17 protein-coding genes and 1 tRNA gene are annotated in these 20649 nt (G+C 70.6%); 6 read left to right on the forward strand and 12 right to left on the reverse strand.

Annotated features, from left to right (window positions below):
- Positions 1-108: 108 nt before the first annotated feature.
- The gene (ppc, locus tag ACQEXA_RS33520) at positions 109-2841 is read left to right on the forward strand and encodes a phosphoenolpyruvate carboxylase (protein WP_432928585.1); all 2733 of its coding nucleotides are present in this window, start codon (positions 109-111) and stop codon (positions 2839-2841) included.
- Positions 2842-2994: 153 nt separating this feature from the next.
- Here the strand turns inward: ppc and ACQEXA_RS33525 are convergent, their stop codons facing one another.
- From ACQEXA_RS33525 to ACQEXA_RS33555, 7 genes are all read right to left on the reverse strand, one after another.
- Positions 2995-3483 carry a hypothetical protein gene (locus ACQEXA_RS33525; protein WP_432928583.1) on the reverse strand — a complete coding sequence of 163 codons (489 nt, stop codon included), beginning with the start codon at positions 3481-3483 and terminating at the stop codon, positions 2995-2997.
- A 113-nt stretch (positions 3484-3596) separates the two neighbouring features.
- Positions 3597-4199 carry an aminoacyl-tRNA hydrolase gene (gene pth / locus ACQEXA_RS33530; RefSeq protein WP_432928581.1) on the reverse strand — a complete coding sequence of 201 codons (603 nt, stop codon included), beginning with the start codon at positions 4197-4199 and terminating at the stop codon, positions 3597-3599.
- Positions 4200-4268: 69 nt separating this feature from the next.
- Positions 4269-4871 carry a 50S ribosomal protein L25/general stress protein Ctc gene (locus ACQEXA_RS33535; protein ID WP_432928579.1) on the reverse strand — a complete coding sequence of 201 codons (603 nt, stop codon included), beginning with the start codon at positions 4869-4871 and terminating at the stop codon, positions 4269-4271.
- Positions 4872-5049: 178 nt separating this feature from the next.
- Complete coding sequence (locus ACQEXA_RS33540; protein ID WP_432928577.1) at positions 5050-6024, reverse strand: ribose-phosphate diphosphokinase; 975 nt, start codon at positions 6022-6024, stop codon at positions 5050-5052.
- A gap of 147 nt (positions 6025-6171) precedes the next feature.
- A complete protein-coding gene (gene glmU, locus ACQEXA_RS33545; RefSeq protein WP_432928575.1) occupies positions 6172-7620 on the reverse strand; it encodes a bifunctional UDP-N-acetylglucosamine diphosphorylase/glucosamine-1-phosphate N-acetyltransferase GlmU in 1449 nt (482 codons plus the stop codon).
- 124 nt (positions 7621-7744) lie between these two features.
- Positions 7745-7818 (reverse strand) — tRNA-Gln (locus ACQEXA_RS33550).
- Positions 7819-7829: 11 nt separating this feature from the next.
- Positions 7830-8408: a hypothetical protein gene (locus ACQEXA_RS33555; protein ID WP_432928573.1), complete on the reverse strand. Its 579-nt coding sequence runs from the start codon at positions 8406-8408 to the stop codon at positions 7830-7832.
- 168 nt (positions 8409-8576) lie between these two features.
- Between ACQEXA_RS33555 and ACQEXA_RS33560 the strand changes: the two genes are divergently transcribed.
- Positions 8577-9896 carry a sensor histidine kinase gene (locus ACQEXA_RS33560; protein ID WP_432928571.1) on the forward strand — a complete coding sequence of 440 codons (1320 nt, stop codon included), beginning with the start codon at positions 8577-8579 and terminating at the stop codon, positions 9894-9896.
- Positions 9897-9956: 60 nt separating this feature from the next.
- Here ACQEXA_RS33560 and ACQEXA_RS33565 read toward each other — a convergent pair whose 3' ends face one another.
- Both ACQEXA_RS33565 and ACQEXA_RS33570 read right to left on the reverse strand, forming a co-directional pair.
- Positions 9957-10451, reverse strand: a complete 495-nt coding sequence (locus ACQEXA_RS33565) for an SUKH-3 domain-containing protein (RefSeq protein ID WP_432928569.1) — start codon at positions 10449-10451, stop codon at positions 9957-9959.
- A 69-nt stretch (positions 10452-10520) separates the two neighbouring features.
- Entirely contained in the window at positions 10521-11021 is a 501-nt protein-coding gene (locus ACQEXA_RS33570) for a YwqJ-related putative deaminase (RefSeq protein WP_432928567.1), read from the reverse strand.
- Between the two features lie 263 nt (positions 11022-11284).
- On the opposite strand from ACQEXA_RS33570, the gene ACQEXA_RS33575 reads away from it, so the two are divergent.
- From ACQEXA_RS33575 to ACQEXA_RS33585, 3 genes are all read left to right on the forward strand, one after another.
- Complete coding sequence (locus tag ACQEXA_RS33575) at positions 11285-12313, forward strand: SMI1/KNR4 family protein (protein ID WP_433131896.1); 1029 nt, start codon at positions 11285-11287, stop codon at positions 12311-12313.
- Positions 12314-12322: 9 nt separating this feature from the next.
- Complete coding sequence (locus ACQEXA_RS33580) at positions 12323-15019, forward strand: SUKH-4 family immunity protein (RefSeq protein ID WP_432928564.1); 2697 nt, start codon at positions 12323-12325, stop codon at positions 15017-15019.
- Positions 15020-15208: 189 nt separating this feature from the next.
- A complete protein-coding gene (locus tag ACQEXA_RS33585; protein WP_432928562.1) occupies positions 15209-16093 on the forward strand; it encodes a cellulose-binding protein in 885 nt (294 codons plus the stop codon).
- Between the two features lie 30 nt (positions 16094-16123).
- Here ACQEXA_RS33585 and ACQEXA_RS33590 read toward each other — a convergent pair whose 3' ends face one another.
- The gene (locus ACQEXA_RS33590; protein ID WP_432928560.1) at positions 16124-17761 is read right to left on the reverse strand and encodes a cation acetate symporter; all 1638 of its coding nucleotides are present in this window, start codon (positions 17759-17761) and stop codon (positions 16124-16126) included.
- Positions 17758-18216, reverse strand: a complete 459-nt coding sequence (locus ACQEXA_RS33595; RefSeq protein WP_432928558.1) for a DUF485 domain-containing protein — start codon at positions 18214-18216, stop codon at positions 17758-17760. The genes ACQEXA_RS33590 and ACQEXA_RS33595 overlap by 4 nt, the downstream gene beginning before the upstream one ends.
- 168 nt (positions 18217-18384) lie before the next feature.
- Between ACQEXA_RS33595 and ACQEXA_RS33600 the strand changes: the two genes are divergently transcribed.
- Positions 18385-18513: a hypothetical protein gene (locus ACQEXA_RS33600; RefSeq protein WP_432928556.1), complete on the forward strand. Its 129-nt coding sequence runs from the start codon at positions 18385-18387 to the stop codon at positions 18511-18513.
- A gap of 214 nt (positions 18514-18727) precedes the next feature.
- Here ACQEXA_RS33600 and ACQEXA_RS33605 read toward each other — a convergent pair whose 3' ends face one another.
- Positions 18728-20230 carry an MFS transporter gene (locus tag ACQEXA_RS33605; protein ID WP_433131898.1) on the reverse strand — a complete coding sequence of 501 codons (1503 nt, stop codon included), beginning with the start codon at positions 20228-20230 and terminating at the stop codon, positions 18728-18730.
- Positions 20231-20649 lie beyond the last annotated feature (419 nt).

The raw sequence follows: 20649 nt of genomic DNA on the forward strand, positions 1-20649 counted from the left end.
GCACTCGTCCGGGTCCCCTGCCAGACGACCCCACCCGTCGCCCACCACCGCCCTTCCAGGGAGTCGCTGACGCGACGCACCTCCTGATTACCGCAAGGAGCCGCACCTGTGAGCAGTGCCGACGACCAGACCACGACGACCAACAGTGAGCTGCGCGCCGATATCCGCCGACTGGGCGATCTGCTCGGCGAGACCCTCGTCCGACAGGAGGGACCCGAGCTCCTGGAGCTGGTCGAGCGGGTCCGCCGGCTGACCCGAGAGGACGGGGAGGCAGCCGCGGAACTGCTGCGCGGCACCGAACTGGACACCGCCGCCAAGTTGGTGCGCGCCTTCTCCACCTACTTCCACCTGGCCAACGTCACCGAGCAGGTGCACCGCGGCCGCGAACTGCGCACGCACCGCGCCGCCGAGGGCGGACTCCTCGCCCGTACGGCCGACCGCCTCAAGGACGCCGACCCGGACCACCTGCGCGAGACCGTCACGAACCTCAACGTGCGCCCGGTGTTCACGGCGCACCCGACCGAGGCCGCGCGCCGCTCGGTCCTCAACAAGCTCCGGCGCATCGCCGTGCTCCTGGAGACCCCCGTCATCGAGGCCGACCGCCGCCGCCACGACACACGCCTGGCCGAGAACATCGACCTCGTCTGGCAGACCGACGAGCTGCGCGTGGTGCGCCCCGAACCCGCCGACGAGGCCCGCAACGCCATTTACTACCTCGACGAGCTGCACGCCGGCGCCGTCGGCGACGTCCTGGAGGACCTCAGCGCCGAACTGGAGCGCGTCGGCGTCAAGCTGCCCGACGAGACCCGCCCCCTCACCTTCGGCACCTGGATCGGCGGCGACCGCGACGGCAACCCCAACGTGACCCCCGAGGTTACCTGGGAGGTGCTGATCCTCCAGCACGAGCACGGCATCAACGACGCGCTGGAGATGATCGACGAACTGCGCGGCCTGCTGTCGCAGTCCATCCGCTACACCGGCGCCACCGAGGACCTGCTGGAGTCCCTGCGCGCCGACCTCGAGCTGCTGCCCGAGATCAGCCCCCGCTACAAGCGCCTCAACGCCGAGGAACCCTACCGGCTCAAGGCCACCTGCATCCGCCAGAAGCTCGTCAACACCAAGCGGCGCCTGGCCAGGAGCACCCAGCACGAGCCGGGACGCGACTACCTCGGCACCGCCGAACTGCTGCACGACCTCAGAATCATCCAGACCTCGCTGCGCGCCCACCGCGGCAGCCTGTTCGCCGACGGCCGGCTCACCCGCACCATCCGCACCCTCGCCGCCTTCGGCCTCCAACTGGTCACCATGGACGTCCGCGAGCACGCCGACGCCCACCACCACGCCCTCGGTCAGCTCTTCGACCGGCTCGGCGAGGAGTCCTGGCGCTACGACGACATGCCGCGCGAGTACCGGCACAAGCTCCTCGCCAAGGAACTGCGCTCCCGCCGGCCGCTCGCCCCCACTCCCGCCCCGCTGGACACGGCCGGCACCAAGACCCTCGGCGTGTTCGAGACCGTCAAGCGGGCCCTGAAGGTCTTCGGACCCGAGGTCATCGAGTCCTACATCATCTCCATGTGCCAGGGCGCCGACGACGTGTTCGCCGCCGCCGTGCTCGCCCGCGAGGCCGGCCTGATCGACCTGCACGCCGGCTGGGCCAAGATCGGCATCGTCCCGCTGCTGGAGACGACGGACGAGCTGAAGGCCGCCGACACGATCCTCGAGGACATGCTCTCCGACCCCTCCTACCGGAGGCTCGTCGCCCTGCGCGGCGACGTTCAGGAGGTCATGCTCGGCTACAGCGACTCCTCCAAGTTCGGCGGCATCACCACCTCCCAGTGGGAGATCCACCGCGCCCAGCGCCGCCTGCGCGACGTCGCCCACCGCTACGGCGTACGGCTCCGGCTCTTCCACGGCCGCGGCGGCACCGTCGGCCGCGGCGGCGGCCCCACCCACGACGCGATCCTCGCGCAGCCCTGGGGCACCCTCGAAGGCGAGATCAAGGTCACCGAGCAGGGCGAGGTCATCTCCGACAAGTACCTGATCCCGTCCCTGGCCCGCGAGAACCTCGAACTGACCGTCGCCGCCACCCTGCAGGCCTCCGCCCTGCACACCGCGCCCCGCCAGTCCGTCGAGGCCCTCGCCCGCTGGGACGCGGCCATGGACGTCGTCTCCGACGCCGCCCACGCCGCCTACCGCAGGCTCGTCGAGGACCCCGACCTGCCCGCGTACTTCTTCGCCTCCACCCCCGTCGACCAGCTCGCCGACCTCCACCTCGGCTCCCGGCCCTCGCGGCGCCCGAACTCCGGTGCCGGACTCGACGGACTGCGCGCCATCCCCTGGGTCTTCGGATGGACCCAGTCCCGGCAGATCGTGCCCGGCTGGTTCGGCGTCGGCTCCGGCCTCAAGGCACTGCGCGAGGCCGGCCTGGACACCGTGCTCGAAGAGATGCACGAACAGTGGCACTTCTTCGGCAACTTCATCTCCAACGTCGAGATGACCCTTGCCAAGACCGACCTGCGGATCGCCCGCCACTACGTCGACACCCTCGTCCCCGACGAGCTCAAGCACGTGTTCACCACGATCGAGGCCGAACACGAGCTGACGGTCCGTGAGGTGCTGCGCATCACCGGGGAACAGGAACTGCTGGACTCCCAGCCGGTCCTGCGGCAGACGTTCGCCATCCGCGACGCCTACCTGGACCCGATCTCCTACCTCCAGGTCGCCCTGCTCAAGCGGCAGCGCGACGCGGCCGCCGCGGACACGGAACCCGACCCGCTGCTGTCCCGGGCGCTGCTGCTGACCGTGAACGGCGTCGCGGCCGGCCTGCGCAACACCGGCTGAGGACCTCGAGAAGACGGCAGTGCCCCGGGACCCGCACGGGCCCGGGGCACTGCCATGTCGGTACGCCGGCCGCAGCCGGCCCTCCTGTGGCGGCACACGGCGACGGCTACGCGCGGAGGCGGGGGGCCCTTGAGGCGGGCCGCCCGAGCACCCTCACAGCACCAGGAAAGCAGCCGTCAGCAGAGCGGTCCCCGCACCCGCCAGCACCCACGCCGCCCGCGCCCGCCGCAGTCCGCCCGCCACCACCACCGCGGCCAGCAACAGCGCCCCGCCCAGCGGCACCCACGCGTAGAGAATCCCGGCCGGCCCCGAGCGCACGACATCGTCCGAATCCGGCTTCACGACCACCGTGTACGTCGTCCCCCGCCGCACCGCGACCGTCTTCTGGAGCACCACGCTCCTGCGGGGCCTCGCCCCGGCCGACATCGGCGTGAACGGACCGGTGCACGTCTTCGCCCCGCACCGGGTCACCTCGATCGTGCCCTGCTCGCGCCCCTTGGTCAGCATCACGTACTGCGCGGTTCCCCAGGAACCCCAGACGCCGGCGATCACGATCAGCGCGGCGACCGTACCCATCGCCGCGAGCCGCCCGAACCGCAGCACCGCGACCGCACCCTGAGAGGACGAGACGGCAGAAGGCATGCCGGCGATCCTTGGCCATGGCTTGCCGCCCGGTCAACTCCAGCCGGGCCGCGCAGGCGACAAGTCCCGAGTTGTACACACGTATCGACGCCCCCGGGACCCCGCCCACGCACTCAGGAGTTGTACGTGCCCTGCGCCCGCTCCAGCCCCTCGATCACCAGACACTCCACCGCGTCCGCCGCACGGTCCACGAAGTAGTCCATCTCCTTGCGCTCCGCCGACGAGAAGTCCTTCAGCACGAAATCCGCCACCTGCACACGCCCCGGAGGACGCCCGATGCCGAACCGCACCCGGTGATAGTCCGCTCCCATCGCCTTCGTGATCGACTTCAGCCCGTTGTGGCCGTTGTCGCCCCCGCCCAGCTTCAGCCGCAGAGTGCCGTAATCGATGTCCAGCTCGTCGTGCACGGCCACCACGTTCCCCACCGGCACCTTGTAGAAGTCCCGCAAGGCGTTCACCGGACCACCCGACAGGTTCATGAACGACATCGGCTTCGCGAGGATCACCCGACGGTTCGCCGGCCCCGGAGGACCGATCCGCCCCTCCACGACCTGCGCCTGCGCCTTGCCCGCACGCTTGAACTTCCCCCCGATCCGCCCGGCCAGCAGATCGGCCACCATGAAACCGACGTTGTGCCGGTTCATCGCGTACTCGGGTCCCGGATTGCCCAGGCCGACGATCAGCCAGGGAGCGCCTGCGGCGGTGGTCACGTCCATGTCTCCTTGATACGCGCCAGCCGCCGTCCCTCGCGGGAACAGCGGCTGACGAAACGACGACAGTGAGGATCAGGCCTCGGCGGGGGCCTCTTCGCCCTCGGCGGCCTCCTCGCCCTCCGGAGCCTCCTCCACCTGCGCGGCCAGGACCTGCAGAACCACAGCGTCCTCGTCGACCGCCAGGGTCACACCCGACGGCAGAGTGATGTCCTTGGCGTGGACCGAGGCACCGGCCTCGAGACCCTCGACCGAGACCGTGACCGCCTCGGGGATGTGCGTGGCCTCGGCCTCGACCGGCAGCGCGGCCAGCACGTGCTCGAGCAGGTTGCCACCCGGGGCCAGCTCGCCCTCGGTCTGGACCGGGATCTCGACCGTGACCTTCTCGCCGCGCTTGACCAGCAGCAGGTCCACGTGCTCCAGGAAGCCCTTCAGCGGGTCACGCTGCACGGCCTTCGGAATCGCCAGCTCGCTCTTCTTGCCGTCGATGTTCAGCGAGATCAGGACGTTCGGCGTACGCAGCGCGAGCAGCAGCTCGTGACCCGGCAGGGTCAGGTGCAGCGGGTCAGAACCGTGCCCGTACAGGACACCCGGAACCTTGCTGTCACGACGGATACGACGCGCGGCACCCTTGCCGAACTCGGTGCGCGTCTCAGCGGCGATCTTCACCTCGGGCATGATCACTCCTCGTAGAAACCAGAAACGGACGGGGTCACCCGGCCACGAACGGCCTGCTACGAAGAGCGCGTCGATTACGGACCGCCGTACCCATGAGTACGGCCTCCCTCGCCGAGCAACTGCTGCAGTCTACTCGGAGCGGGAGGCCGCACCCAAAACGATCTCTACCTCGGCAGCATCACTGCTCGTCGAACAGGCTCGTCACCGAACCGTCCTCGAACACCTCACGCACCGCACTCGCGATCGTCGGCGCGATCGACAGCACCGTGATCTTGTCCAACTGCAGCTCACCCGGCGTCGGCAGGGTGTTCGTCAGGACGAACTCACTCACCTTCGAATTCTTCAGCCGGTCCGCCGCCGGACCGGACAGCACACCGTGCGTCGCCGTCACGATCACATCCTCCGCGCCGTGCGCGAACAGCGCGTCCGCGGCCGCACAGATCGTGCCACCCGTGTCGATCATGTCGTCGACCAGGACACAGATACGGCCCTTCACATCACCGACGACCTCGTGCACCGTCACCTGGTTCGCGACGTCCTTGTCACGCCGCTTGTGCACGATCGCCAGCGGCGCACCCAGACGGTCGCACCAGCGGTCCGCCACCCGCACCCGGCCCGCGTCCGGAGACACGACCGTCAGCTTGTCCCGGTCCACCTTCTGACCCACGTAGTCCGCCAGCAGCGGCAGCGCGAACAGGTGGTCCACCGGACCGTCGAAGAAGCCCTGGATCTGATCCGTGTGCAGGTCGATCGTCAGAATGCGATCCGCACCCGCCGTCTTCATCAGGTCGGCGATCAGACGCGCCGAAATCGGTTCACGCCCCCGGTGCTTCTTGTCCTGCCGCGCGTAACCGTAGAACGGCACAATCACCGTGATGGAACGCGCCGACGCACGCTTCAGCGCGTCGATCATGATCAGCTGCTCCATGATCCACTTGTTGATCGGAGCCGTGTGGCTCTGGATCAGGAAGCAGTCGGCACCACGCGCCGACTCCTGGTAACGCACATAGATCTCACCGTTGGCGAAGTCGAAGGCCTTCGTCGGGACGACCCCGACACCCAGCTGGTGGGCGACCTCCTCGGCAAGCTCGGGGTGGGCGCGGCCGGAGAAGAACATCATTTTCTTCTGGCCGGTCGTCTTGATCCCGGTCACAGCACTGTCTCCTCAGAGGTGTTCTCAGCTCGGTACCAAGAGGCCGCCACAGCCCGTTGGGTCTCCCAAACGGACGGCCGTCTCGGCTGGTGGGGGTACGGGTGTGCACTTATCACGGTACGCCGTGTCAGACGTACCTGTTTCCGGTCAGGCCTGGCCCTCCGGCTCCCGGGACACCGCCTCGGCCGCCTTCGCAGCCGCGCTCCCCGGACGCTTACGAGCCACCCAACCCTCGATATTCCGCTGCTGACCACGGGCCACGGCCAGCGAACCGGGCGGCACATCCTTCGTGATCACAGAGCCGGCGGCCGTATAGGCACCGTCCCCGATCGTGACAGGCGCCACAAACATGTTGTCCGAACCAGTACGGCAATGAGAGCCCACCGTCGTGTGGTGCTTGTCTTTGCCGTCATAGTTCACGAACACACTCGCCGCCCCGATGTTCGTGTACTCACCGATCGTCGCGTCACCCACATACGACAGATGCGGCACCTTCGTACCCTCACCGATCGAGGCGTTCTTCGTCTCCACATACGTACCGACCTTCGACTTCAGGCCGAGCCGCGTACCAGGACGGAGATAGGCGTACGGGCCCACAGAGGCCTGCGGCCCCACGGACGCCCCGTTGGACACGGTGTTGTCCACCCGTGCCCCCGCACCCACCACGGTGTCCATCAGCCGCGAATTGGGCCCCACCTCGGCACCCTCACCGATGTGCGTCGAACCCAGCAGCTGCGTCCCCGGCTGCACCACCGCGTCCTGCTCGAACGTCACCGTCACATCGACCCAGGTCGTCGCCGGATCGACGATCGTCACACCCGCCAGCATCGCGTCGACGAGCAGCCGGTCGTTGAGCAGCCGACGCGCCTCCGCCAGCTGCACACGGTTGTTGATACCCGCGATCTCACGGTGATCGGCGGCCACACAGGCCCCCACCCGGTGCCCGGCCTCACGCAGGATCCCGAGGACGTCGGTCAGGTACTCCTCACCCTGGCTGTTGTCCGTCCTGACCTTCCCGAGCGCCTCGGCGAGCAGCTGCCCGTCGAAGGCGAAGACCCCCGAGTTGATCTCCTTGATCGCCCGTACGGACTCGCTCGCGTCCTTGTGCTCCACGATCGCGGTGACGGCGCCGGTCCCGCCGTCGCGGACGATACGGCCGTAACCGGTGGCGTCGGGCACCTCCGCGGTCAGCACGGTGACCGCGTTGCCGTCCCCCTCGTGCGTGCCGGCGAGCTGCTGGAGCGTTTCGCCGGTGAGCAGCGGCGTGTCGCCACACACCACCACGACGGTCCCGTCGACGGACCCGCCCAGCTCCTCCAGGGCCATCCGGACGGCGTGCCCCGTCCCGTTCTGCTCGGCCTGGACCGCGGTCCTCACATCCGGGTCGATCCCGGTGACATGTGCGGAGACCTGCTCGCGGGCGTGGCCCACGACGACGACGAGGTGCTCGGGCTTCAGCTCGCGCGCGGCGGCGAGCACATGCCCGACAAGGGAGCGGCCGCAGATGTCGTGCAGAACCTTGGGTGTGGCCGACTTCATACGGGTGCCCTCACCCGCTGCGAGAACAACGACGGCGGCCGGGCGGTTGGCGCTCACGGGGATGCCCTTCGGCTTCAGGGGGCTGGGGTGGACATCCGCAGGATACCGGGGTGTTCATGGGGGGACATGAGAGCGGGCCCTGACGGTGCTGTCAGGGCCCGAACTTGGGTCTTGTGCGCTGTGGCTCCCGGAGAAGGACTCGAACCCTCATTCAACGGACCAAAACCGTTTGTCCTACCTTTAGACGATCCGGGATAATCTACCCGCTATGTCCGATTTGATTGATCGGCTTCGCGTGCGGACTCCACTATGCCGTACCAGGAGCCCTCGATGCGACGGTACAAGTCGGCACCCTTGTGGACTTTGACGACGAGGCAGCCGCGATAGGAATCGCCCACGTTCTTGCGGACGGTCTTGGGGTTGTGCCGCTTGATCGTTGTCTTGTTGAACGCGCATCGTGCGGCGCCGACTAGGTCGGCCCAGTACTGCTCGGCAGCCGTGACATCAGCCGTCTCGTGGATCATGACCGTGTACCGCAGGCGGTGGCGCTCCACGCCCAAGAGGTCGAGCCAGGCGAGGAAGACCTGGATCATCCCCGGGTGGTCGTACGCCCAACCCTGGAGCCGGAGCTCCCTCGCCTTGTCGCGCAGGTCGTCCTTCGCGTTGGGCCGCCGCGTCCATTCCGGTGGTGGCTCCCCTTCCAGGAGCCGGTTGAGGATGTCGTTGTTGTCGATGTGCAACCGGTCGCGGATCTGCCGGCGGCTGAGCCCGGCGCGCCGTAGCGCCACCGCCTGTTCCCTCAGTCCCTCGAAGTCCGCGTACTTGCTGCTTCGTGCACGTGCCATGGGCATACCGTCCGGGCGGAATGTGGACGTCCGGGGTCGAACGATGCGCGATTCAGCAGTTCGAGGGATTGCGGTCGGTTTCGCTTCTGTTCGATTACGCAGTGTGGTGTGATCCAGCCGTCGAAACTCGCCGGAAAACCTGGGCCTTGCGCCCGTAGGCTGGGAGCCATGACCACGACGGGGGAAGTCGACACCGGGGCCGACACCGGGCCGTGGTGGTGGGCGCGGTGGCGTAGTGCCGTGCTCGATGTCTCGCTCGCGGCGGTGTCCGCCGTGGAGTGTGCGGTGGAGGGGATCCAGTTCTCGCGGGACGCCGGGCTGCCGGTCCCTGTCGGCATGGTGTTCGGTCTGTTTGCCGGGGTCACGCTGCTGTTGCGGCGGAAGTGGCCGATCGCCGTGGTGCTGGTCTCGATCGCGATCACGCCGGCTCAGATGGGGTTCCTGCTGGGGCTCGTGGGGCTGTACACGCTGGCCGCGTCCGAGTTGCCCCGGCGGATCATCGGGGCGCTCGCCGGGATGTCGTTCGCCGGGATGTTCATCGTGACGTATGTGCGGGCGCATCAGGGGATGGTGCGGGGGGATCTGGCGATCGCGGGCGGGTTCATTCCGTTCCTGTCGGTGACGACGGCGCTCGGTATGACGGCTCCTCCGGTGCTGCTGGGTCTGTATGTGGGTGCCCGGCGGCGGTTGATGGAGAGCTTGCGGGAGCGGGCGGACTCGTTGGAGCGGGAGCTGATGCTGCTCGCGGAGCGGGCGGAGGAGCGAGCCGAGTGGGCGCGGAACGAGGAGCGGACGCGGATCGCGCGGGAGATGCATGACGTCGTCGCTCATCGGGTGAGTCTGATGGTGGTGCATGCGGCGGCTCTGCAGGCGGTGGCGCGGAAGGATCCGGAGAAGGCCGTCAGGAACGCCGCGCTGGTGGGTGACATGGGCCGGCAGGCGTTGACGGAGTTGCGCGAGATGCTCGGTGTGCTGCGCAGTGGTGAGGGGTCGGTGGGCCGGCAGGCGCGGGCGGTGGTGCCGTCGGCTTCGGTGGGTGCGGTGGTTGCGGCTGCTGTGTCGCGGGCTGTGGACGAGGGTTCGGACGGTCCGAGGCTGGCGGAGCTCGAGGAGTTGATCGGGCAGTCGGCGGCGGCGGGGATGGTGGTCCATCTGTCGGTCGAGGGCGCGGTGCGTTCGTATGCGCGTGAGGTGGAGCAGACGGCGTATCGCGTGGTGCAGGAGGCGCTGACGAACGTGCACAAGCATGCGGCGGGTGCGAAGACCCATGTGCGGCTTGCGCATCGTTCGGCGGAGATCGCGATGCAGGTGGAGAACGAGCCGCCGCCGGAGCCGGGTTCGGCGGAGGCGGCCCGGTTGCCGAGTGGCGGCAATGGCCTGGTGGGGATGAAGGAGCGGGTCAGCGCGCTGGGTGGGGTGTTTGTTTCGGGGCCGACGGATGCGGGTGGGTTCCGGGTGTCGGCGGTGATTCCGGCCCAGGTGGCGTGAGGCGGCGCCGCGTCGCGCTGTCGCGGGGCGGGTTGTGGCTCTCGGGTGTGCCCGGTGTGGTCAGCCGGCGGTGAGCCGTACGGGTTCGATTCCGGCCAGGAGTGTGGTGAGGCCGTGGTCGATGCCGGGGCCGAGGTACCAGTCGCCGGTGTGGTCGAGGGCGTAGACGCGGCCTTCGGTGTCTATGGCGAGCAGGGTGCGGCTGTCGGTTTCCTCGCCGAGGGGGCAGACCTCGGTGTCGAGGGCGCGGCCGAGGTCGCCGAGGGTGCGGGCCATGTGGAGGCCGTGCAGGGGGTCCAGGTGGAGGGCGGCGGGGGCGAGGCCGCGGCCGGGGCCCTGTGCGGTGATGTGCAGGGCGCCGAATTCCGCCCAGGCCTCGACGGCTGCGGGGAAGACCGCGTGGCGGTGGCCTGCGGGGGATTCGTGGCTGCGGAGGGTGTCGGCCCAGATCTCGGCTTGCTTTATGTCCCAGCGGCCCGGTTGCCAGCCGGCGGCGCGGAGTGCGGCGTCGACGGGGACGGGGAAGCGTGTGGTCGAGGTGCGGTCGGTATGCATCTGCCCTTCGTTCGTCGTGTGCCGTGGTCGGCGCGGGTGGTGGTGCGGTCTGCGGTGGGGGCTGTGGGGTCAGTCCTGTGCGGTGGGGTCGACGACGCGTACGCCGAAGTGGTCGCTGAGTGCGGTGCAGGCGTGGCAGGGGGTGGCGAAGCTGCCGTGGAGGGGGTCGCCGTCCTCGCGGATGCGGCGGGTGGTGAGCTTGGCCTGTTTGAGGGCTTTGCGGGCTTCGCCGTTGGTCATGGGTTTGCGGGCGGCGCGTTTGCTGCGGGCGGCGTCGGCGGCGGCGATGTGCCGGGAGATGAGGATCGCTTCGGCGCAGCGTCCGGTGAAGCGGTCGCGCTGGCCGCTCGTGAGGGTATCGAGGAAGTCCTGTACGAGTGGGTGCAGGATCGGTGGCTGGTCGCCGCGTCCGGCGGTGCCGGTGAGGGTGGTGCCGCGGACGGAGAGGGCGGCGGCGACGGTGGGCAGTATGCCGTCGCGGCGGTGGCGGAGGGTGGGGGCAGGGGTGGCCTCGGTGGCGCTCCAGCCGATGCGTGGGTCTCCCGAAGTGCCTGTTTGCGTCGCTGTCATGATCGTCTTCCCCTCCCTTGCATCCCCCCTGGGTGGACACAGACTGCCAAATACCCTCGCTGATGCGGAAGCTGGGGCGCTGCGACACGCCAGGGTTTGGTCGTAGCATCACAGCGGGGTGACGGCTGGTCACGGGGTGGCCGGGGGTCGGTGGGTGGCGGACCTGAGGCCGGTGACCTGTGTCGTCGTAGCGCTTAGGCTGTCGACATCCGCGATCCACAGGGCCGTAGAGGCCGGACAGAGCGCCGCAGGGGGCAATCGTCATGACGACAGGTCGGCTCGGGCTGGGAGTACCACCCGGCGGCCAGGCCGGGGGACAGGTCGCGCCGCCGAACGCGGCTTATGCCGGGCAGGTGGTGCACTTTCCGGATCCGGTGAGGGCTGCTCGTCACCCGGGAGGGGTGCGTGTCGATGAGCACGGCTACCCGGATTTCTCGCCGTACGCCCGTGCGGCCGCGGAGATCGCCGAGCCTCCGGAGGGGTTCGGTGTGGATGAGTTGCGGCTGACGGATTTCGTGTCCGCGAACGCGGCGCTGGCGGCGTCGGGGCACGATCTGTGGGACTCGATTCCGGCGGTGGCGACGCCGCACGGGTGGACGTGGCATCACGTTCGGGGGTCGCGGCGCCTGGAGTTGGTCCCGGTCGAGGTGAAGGCGCTGCTGCGGCATCACGGTGGGATCGCGATGGCGAACGTCGATCAGAACAAGCGTGGTACGCGGCCGTTGAAGGAGACGCGTCCGGCGCACCTGGGGTTGCCGAGGTCGGCGGTCGCTGTGTCGGAGCAGCAGGTGCAGGGTGTCGAAGAGGACTTGGGGTACCGGTTGCCGGGTGCCTACCGTTCGTTCCTTAAGGCGGCGGGTGGTTGTGCGCCGGTGGGTGTGGCGCTCGATCCGGAGCTGGGTCTGCTGCTGGATCAGCCGTTCTTCACGGTACGTGACGAGGCGGCGGTCAACGACCTTGTGTATGTGAACAAGTGCCTGCGTGATCATCTGACGAAGGACTACCTGGCCGTCGGTTTTGTGCAGGGCGGTCTGCTGGCCGTGAAGGTGAAGGGCGACCGGATCGGTTCGGTCTGGTTCTGTGCGTACGACGACGCGCGTGACGTGGATGCGTCGTGGCCTCCGGCGGACCGTGTGCAGCGGTTGTTGCTGCCGTGCGGTGACGATTTCGATCAGTTCCTGTCGCGGTTGGTGGGCAGTCCGCCGGAGTTGGAGACGGTGGCGAATCTGATGGTGGACGGCGGTTTCGCGCGTGCGGTGCCGGTGTCGCCGGCGTCTTCGGTGGGGGAGTGAGTCGAGCCGATGGTGACGTTCGCACAGGCGCAGGAGCGCGCCGAAGAGTGGATCAACGGTGATGTGCCGTCGTACCAGCATCGTGAGGTGCGGGTACGGGAGTTCGAGCTCGGCTTCGTGGTGTGGGCGGAGGACCGCGCCGAGGGGTCCCGGTCGGACGGGGGCGCGCAGCGGCTGGTGATCGCCCGCGACAGCGGTGAGGCCACGTTGTGGCCCGCCTTGCCGGTGGGTGAGGTGATCCGGAGGTACGAGGAGGAGTACGGGGCGCGGGACGCGGTGCCGCAGCCGTCGCCGGCGCGTGCTGCGCGGGTGGATCTGAACCAGACGTCGTTCCTGTTGAGTCCGCCGGAGTGGCTCCAGGAGGCGGCGGACAGGATGGGCATCCCGGATCGCCGCCGTGGTGAAGGGGCCTCGTCCGGGGCGTCCGAGGGTGCGGGTGCCGGAGTGCGTCCGGCGGCAGCCGCCACCCCGGCGGAGCCGGTGTCCTCGGGTACGGCGTGGCCTGCGGCCGGGGGCGGGGACGCGGCGCAGGGTGCGCCGGCGGGAGCGACGCCGTGGACGGGGACGGACACCAACGCCGAGGCGGGCGAGGACCGTTCGGTTCCGCTACCGGCGACGGTGTTCGCGCCGCAGTTGACCGATGCCGACGCAGATACGCCGCCGGCGTCCGCGCCGGACGCGCAGACCGCGCTGATCGAGGGCGGCAGCCGGCTGCCCCGCACGACGGTGGCTCCGGTGGTGGACGAGCCGGGAGCGGGGGTTCCGGGCGCTCCGCAGGGGCCGGGTGCTCCGGCTCCGGCGGGGCCTTCGTACGGCTATCCGCAGGGTCCCGGTGGTGTGCCGGGTGAGACTTCGCAGGTCGGGCCGCAGGGGCCGGGTGCTCCTGGTACGCCGCCGCCTCCCGGTGCTCCTTCGTACGGCTATCCGCAGGGTCCTGCGGGCGGTCCCGGTGCGCCTGTTCCCGGTGCGCCGCGTCCGCCGCAGCCCCCGGCCGGTGCGTCCGGGCCCGGCCCGCGGCTCGCGCCGAACGCCGAGGACATCGCCGACGCCGCGACCAGCAAGGCGGCGCCTCCGCGGGCCGCGCGCGCCGGTGATGCGCCCCTGCCCCCGCCGCCGGGTGTGCCGGGCACGCCGGGGGCGCGACCGGGCGCCGCACCTCCGCCTCCGCCGCCGGGTGCCGCGCAGGGCGGCTACGTGCCCACACAACTCGTCTCGCAGCTCGGCCCGGACGGCACGGCGACGCCGGGTACACCTCGGTCCGGTGGGGCTCAGGCACCGGGCGGGCAGGGAGCGCCTCAGGCTCCGGGCGCGCCCGGCGCTCCGGGTGCCCCGCACCAGCCGGGGCCTCCTCAGCCGCAGCCGCCGGGTGCGCCGCATCAGCCGGGTGGTACGCCTCCCGGCGGTGTGCATCACGCCGCCACGGTGTTTGCCGGGCCGCCGGCGGGCGGTCCGGGCGGGCCGGGTGCTCCGCAGCCGCCGGAGCCTCCTGGCGCGCCCGGTACGCCCCCTGGTGCCCCGGGTGGTCCCGCGACGCCCGGTGCTTCGGGTGCCCCCGCCGCTCCGGGTGCTCCCGGTGCCGTGCATCACGCCGAGACGATGATGGCCGGGACGCCCGGTGCGCCTCCGCCGCCGCCCCCGGGGGTGCCGGGTGTGCCGCCCGTCGCTCCCCACGGGGTTCCGGGGCAGCCGCTGCCCGGGCAGCAGCCGTCGTACGGGTATCCGCCTCCCGGGCAGCCGACGGTCGGCCCCGGCTACCAGGCCGTGTTGCGCTACCGCGCGCAGGACGGTTCCGAGCAGCAGGTGATCCGGCGTTCGGCGCCGGGCACCCCGCACCCGGAGTGGCAGATCTTCCACGAGCTGCGGGCGATGAACGTGCCGCCGGACCAGGTGCTGGAACTGCACACGGAGTTGGAGTCGTGCGAGCTGCCGGGTGCGTACTGCTCCCGGATGATCCGGGAGAACTGGCCGCAGGCCCGGATCACCAGCATCGCCCCGTACGGCACCGACCATGCCTCGCGTCAGCAGGGTATGCAGCAACTGCTCGCGCATCAGGGTGAGTTGCACCAGGTGGCGGACGGTCCGGCGCGCCCGGGTCCGGTGCGCGCGCCGCTGCCCCCGTTGCAGCCGACGCCGCCGATCCCGCCGGAGGGCATCGCGCAGGAGCTTGCCGGTGCGTTCGGTCCCGGGATCTTCAGGTTCGACCAGGCCGCGGTCTCCCGGCAGGGTGTGCCGCCGATCGTTGCGCACACCTTGGTGGTGGCCGGACTGCCGTTCGACATGGGCCCGTTCTTCTGGGCGCAGGCCCAGCCGGGCCGTCCGGTGCCCACGCTGGCGGAGCTGGCGCAGGAGCGCGGAGTGCAGCCCGCCCAGGACGCGGGCTCGTATCTGGTGATGGGCAGTGACTTCGGCAAGGCGATCTGTGTGCAGTACGGCACGGCGAACATCGTCGCGGTGCCCGTGGAAGCGGGTGCCAGCGGTGTTTCGGTGCCGCCGCAGTTCGTGAACAGCGGTCTGCCGGAGTTCGCGCGCTGTCTGGCGCTGCTGGGCCGGATGTGGCGGCTTCGGTTCGGGCTCAACCAGGAGCAGGCGGGCCGCTGGACCGTCGACTTCCAGGCGCAGCTCGCCTCGCTGGACCCGGCGGCGCTCGGTTCGCCGGAGAGCTGGTGGTCGGTGCTGCTGGAGCAGATGTGGGACGGATTGCTGTGACCCGTTCCTGACGCAACGCCATGGGGCTGGGCCCGGTCGCACGAGCGATCGGGCCCAGCCCCTTTTTCAGGTGCTCTTCGGCGTTATCCGTTGCTTGCATGGGGAGTGTCGCGTTATGAACACTTCTGCCTGATCCATCAAGATGTGCGCACATGATCGACCGGTGTGGGTCAGGCGGAGAGGGGATCCATGAGCAGCACATCGGGGTCGCCGCGCGGCTTCTTGCCCGTGCGGCGCGGCTACCGTCCCGATCAGGTCGACGCGTACGCCGCGGCCCTCGCGCAGGACCGCGACGCCGCCTGGGAGCGAGCCGCCCGGCTCACCGTGCTGGCCAAGGAGATGGAGGGCGATCTGGAGCGGCTGCGCGAGACGGTGGCGCAACTGGGCCCGCAGACGTACGAGGCCCTCGGCGACCGGGCCCGGCAGCTGTTCGGCATGGCGCAGGAACAGGCCGCCACGCTCAGGGAGGAGACGCGCCAGGAGACGCAGGCCCTGGTCGACGCGGCGGAGGACGCCGCCCGGCAGCTGCGGGAGACCGCGCAGGCGAGCGCGGACGCGGTGCGCGCCGAGGCCGAGGAGCGGATCCGCACCCGGCTGCTGGCCGCCCGGGCCGAGGCCGACGATGTACGGATCGCGGCGCGGCGCGAGGTGAAGGAGGGGCGCGGCGAGGCGCTGGCCGCGCTGCGCGAGGTACGGCAGCGCACCGAGACGCTCCTCACCGAGCAGGAGCGGGAGCACGCCGAGCGCCTGGAGGGCGAGGAGCGCGCCGCGGAGGTGCGGGCCGCCGCGGTCGAGGCGTCGGAGGCGGAGCGGGTGGCACGCGCGGAGGCTTCCCTGTCGGAGGCGAAGCGGGCGCTGGCCGAGACCGAGGAGGCGACCAGGCACCTCCAGCGGGACGCCCAGGCGCGCGTCGCCGAGCTGATCGCCGATGCGCGTCTGACGGAGGAGCGCATCGCCAGGGAGACGGAGCGGGTGCTGCGGGAGCACGCCGAGCAATGGAACTGTGTGCAGGCCCAGATGGACCATGTGCGCAACAGCCTCGCCATGCTGATGGGCCGGGCCGCCGCGGAGTAGGCGGCCCCGGCCGTCCGCGGCGCCCCTTCGTCAGCCGCTTCGTCGCACCGCGCCCGCGAGGATCCATCCCTCCACCGCCTCGTACTGCCGGCGCTGTTCCGCGGCCTGGCGCCGGCCGGAGGCGATCGTGCCGAGCCAGCCGAAGGCGAAGCCCAGCGGGACGGAGACGAGACCGGTGGTGGTGAACGGGAACCAGTTGAAGTCCGCGTCCGGGAAGGCCGCGCCGGGGGTGCCGGAGACCAGGTTGGTGCCGGTCATCAGGACGAGTGTGGCCACCGTGCCGCCGATCAGCGTCCACAGCAGGCCGGTTCGGGTGTAGCGGCGCCAGAAGAGGGTGTACACGAGCGCCGGTGCGATCGCGGACGCCCCGATGCAGAACGACAGCGTCACCAGCGGCTGAAGGCTGAGATGCTGGACGAGGGTGGCGAGCAGGATCGCCACGGCGCCCACCGCCAGCGCCGACAGCCGTGCCACGGTCATCTCACGACGCGGTGCCAGGTCCCGTACGTGGGAGGCGAACACGTCGTGGGCGAGGGAGTTGGCGCAGGCGAGGATCATTCCGGCCACGGACGCCAGCAGGGTGAGGAAGATCGCCGTCGTCACCGCGGTGAACAGCAGCGTCGCGGCGGCCGACAGGTCCGGCCCGAACGCCGCCCGGGAGCCCAGCAGATAGGCCGTGCGGCCCTGCGGGTCGGCGGCCGCGATGGTCTCCCGCCCGATCAGAGCGGTCGCGCCGAACCCGACGACCGCGATGACGGGGACGAACAAGGTCACCGACGGCACCGCCCAGGACAGCGAGCGGCGCACCTGCCGGGCGCTGTTGGCCGTGTACATGCGCATGGTGATGTGCGGCAGGCAGGCGCCGCCGAGCACCACCGTCAGCTCGGAGGTGATCATGTCGAGCCGGGGGGCCGGGCCGCCCGTGAACTCCAGGCCCGAGTGCAGGAAGGCGTTCCCGGCGCCGCTGTTCTGCGCGGCGGCCTGGAGCAGCGCGCCGGGGTCCCAGCCGAAGCGGTACAGGATGAGCGCGGCGACGGCCCCGCCGGAGCCGAGCAGCATCACGATCTTCAGGATCTGGATGAGGGCGGTGCCCTTCATGCCGCCGATCGCGGCATAGCTGATCATCAGGGTGCCGAGACCGATGATGCAGCCCGTCTTCAGGGAGTCGCCGGAGAAGCCGAGGATGAAGGCCAGCAGGTCACCTGCCCCGGCGAGTTGGACGAGCATCAAAGGCAGCAGCGCGGCGATGGTCACGATGCACGCGGTCATGCGGACCGCACGCCCGGGCATGCGCCGTGCGAGGGCGTCGCCCATGGTGAACCGGCCGGCGTTGCGCAGGGGTTCGGCCAGCAGGAACATCAGCAGCATCAGCGACAGGACCGTGCTCAGGGCGAGGACGACACCGTCGTACCCGGTGAGCGCGATGATCCCGCTGGTGCTGAGCACGGTGGCGGCGGAGATGTAGTCCCCGGCGATGGCGAGGCCGTTGCTCATCGGGGACAGGGAGCCGTAGCCGGTGTAGAACGCGTCGAGGTCGTCGCGGTCGGGTCCGGTCATCACGCACAGCAGGAGTGTGATGGTGGCGACAGAGGTGAACGCCACGAGCGACATGGTCTGCGCCGAACTGCTGAAACCGGTGAGCCCGCCGACCGCGCTCGCCGCGGTCATCGCGCGGCCTCCCGCCTGGCGTCGAGCGCGGACTGTCTGCGGATGCGGTCGGCGATCGGGTCGACGGTGCGGCGGGCCGTGTACTCGTACACGGCGATCGCGAGACAGGTGACGGGGACCTGGAGCAGGCCCAGCAGCAGACCCATGGTGAGGCCGCCGGAGACGGGCCTCGCCATGAAGGACGGTGCGAACGCCGAAAGCACCAGGAAGAGCGTGAAGTAGCCCAGCGCGGTGAGCGTGGCCACGCGCCGCAGTCGGCGGTAGGCGCTGCGCAGAATGCGCAGATCGCTGTGGCGCCCGAGCGGCTGGTGGCGCGGCATCCGCCTCCGGTTCGGCCCGTCGGGCGGCGGCTGCCAGGGATAGGTCGGGTACGACGGTGACGAGTGGCGCGGTGAAGGGGAGTTCGGCGGTATGTGCTCGGGCGACGAGTGCGACGACAGAAATGCATCGGGCATCCCGTATCTCCTTGCCGGCTCGGGTCCGTGGCGGCGGACCGCAGGGAGCGGGGGGTGGCGACGCACGCTACTCGTGGCGTTCCGGGCCGTGCGGGCTTTTCACCAAACTGAGCGGTCGGTATGCGCTTACTTCACCGACCTGTGTCGTTACCCGCGTTTACTTCAGCCTTGAACGTCTCGCCGGTCCGTCCGGCCGACTCCCGGCGCCGACGGCGACGCCTGAAGCACCTTGCGGCACCGCCGGGCAGCGCGATCGTGCGGCACGTACGGGAGTTGGCCGTCGGGCAGGCGTGGTGACGGCATGGCCTGGCGCCTGGCGCACGCCGGCTCGGGGCCCGTGCGGCTCTCGGTCACTCGCCCGGAGCGTTCCGCACGGGCCTGAAGCGCCTGGCGGCACCGCCGGGCAGCGCGATCGTGTGGCACTCACGGGAGTTGGCCGCCGGGCGGGCGTGGTGACGGCATGGCAAGCCGCGCCCGGCGTACCCCCGCTCGGGCCCCGTGCGACTCTCGTTCACTCGCCCGGAGCGTTCAACACCGGGAAGCGGCGCGGTGCCACGCACAGCAGGGCCAGGAAGGCGAGTGCGGCCGCGAAGGACGCGCCCAGGTAGACGGCGTGCACGGCGGACGCGATCGCCCGCCGCGTCGCCTCCGGAGCGGGGCCCGTGTCGAGGCCCCTCGTGATCGAGTCCAGGTCGCCCGCCCCGCCCAGGTGTGCGGACAGGACGCCGTTGGCCACCGCACCGAACAGGGCCGCACCCAGGGTCTGGCCGGTCTGGCGGCAGAAGAGGACGGAGGCCGTCGTCGTACCGCGCTCGGCCCAGCCCACCGTCGACTGGACACCGACGATGAGCGGCAGCTGGAACAGGCCGAGCGCGCCGCCCAGCACCAGCATCAAGAGGGTCGGCTGCCATGCCGCGCCCGGATACGGCAGGAACGGGAACGCCAGCAGGATCAGCGCCCCCGTGCCGATCCCGAGCAGAGCCGTGTCGCGGAAGCCGATGCGCCGGTACACGTGCTGGCTGAGCGCGGCCGACACCGGCCAGCTCAACGTCCATACGGACAGCACGAACCCGGCGGCGACGGGGCCGAGACCGAGAACCGCCTGGGCGTACGTCGGAAGGAAGACCGACGGGGCCACCATCAGCAGCCCCAGCGCGCCCAGGGCCAGGTTGACCGCGGCGATCGTACGGCGCCGCCAGACCCAGCCGGGGATGACCGGCTCCGCCGCCCGGCGCTCGACCGCCACCACCACCGCGACCAGCGCGAGTCCCGCGGCGAAGAGGGCCAGCGAGGGTGCCGACAGCCAGGGCCAGGCCACCCCGCCCTGCACCAGCGCGGTCAGCAGGACGCCTCCGCAGGCGAAGATCGCGAGCGCGCCCGCCCAGTCGATACGGGGACGGGGACCCCGCTCCCGGTGCGGCTCGTGCAGATGACGCACGATCAGCCACAGCGCGACGGCCCCGATCGGCAGGTTGACCAGGAAGATCCACCGCCAGTCGGCGTAGGCGGCGAGCACCCCGCCGACCGCCGGACCCGCGATCGCCGACACCGCCCACACCGTGGACAGTTTCGACTGGATCTTCGGCCGCTCCTTCAGCGGGTAGAGGTCGGCGGCGAGTGTCTGCACCGTGCCCTGGAGCGCGCCGCCGCCCAGGCCCTGCACGATGCGGAACGCGATCAGCGCCCCCATGTTCCAGGCGAGCGCGCACAGCAGCGAGCCGAGCAGGAACACGGCCGCGCCCGCGATGAGGACCGGCTTGCGGCCGAAGGTGTCGGAGAGCTTGCCGTACACGGGCAGGGTCACCGTGACGGCCAGCAGATAGCCGGAGAAGAGCCAGGAGAAGACGGAGAAGCCGCCGAGGTCGCCGACGATCTGCGGCACGGCGGTCGACACGACCGTGGAGTCCAGTGCGGCCAGCGCCATGGAGAGCATCAGTGCGGCGACGACGGCGCCGCGGGTCTTGGATCCGGTGTGCTGTACCGCTTGGCGCGTCGCATGTGTGGTGTCGCCCACCGGATGTCCTCCCGTTGCATTTGTCCGCTGCACGCAAGTTTCCCATCGGACGCGGCGCGGCGGGAGGGCGACCCTGATGCGACGGACCCTGATGCGACGGAGGGAGCGGCTCCGACCCCGGGACCGTCGGACGAGCCGGTCGGCACGCGGCGAGCGGCTTGACCCTCACGCGACGGCAGGGTGGAACCTGGCTGCGCCGGGGGGAGCCGACCCTGAGAAGGGGTCCACCCTCCGGTGGACTGCCCCTAAGGGTTGCTCCGTACCAGGGGTCGGGGAGGGTTCGTCCGGACGGAGGACGAGAGCGGACCGGGCCGTCCTTAACCTGGCTTTACGACGCTGGGGAGCGGCCGGGACGCACGGGGGTCGTGCCGGCCGTACCGCACGGGGTGGGGTTTTCCCCAGCGGAATACGGGGCCCGG

Source organism: Streptomyces sp. CA-106110, from assembly GCF_050936285.1.
Taxonomy (GTDB): Bacteria; Actinomycetota; Actinomycetes; order Streptomycetales; family Streptomycetaceae; genus Streptomyces.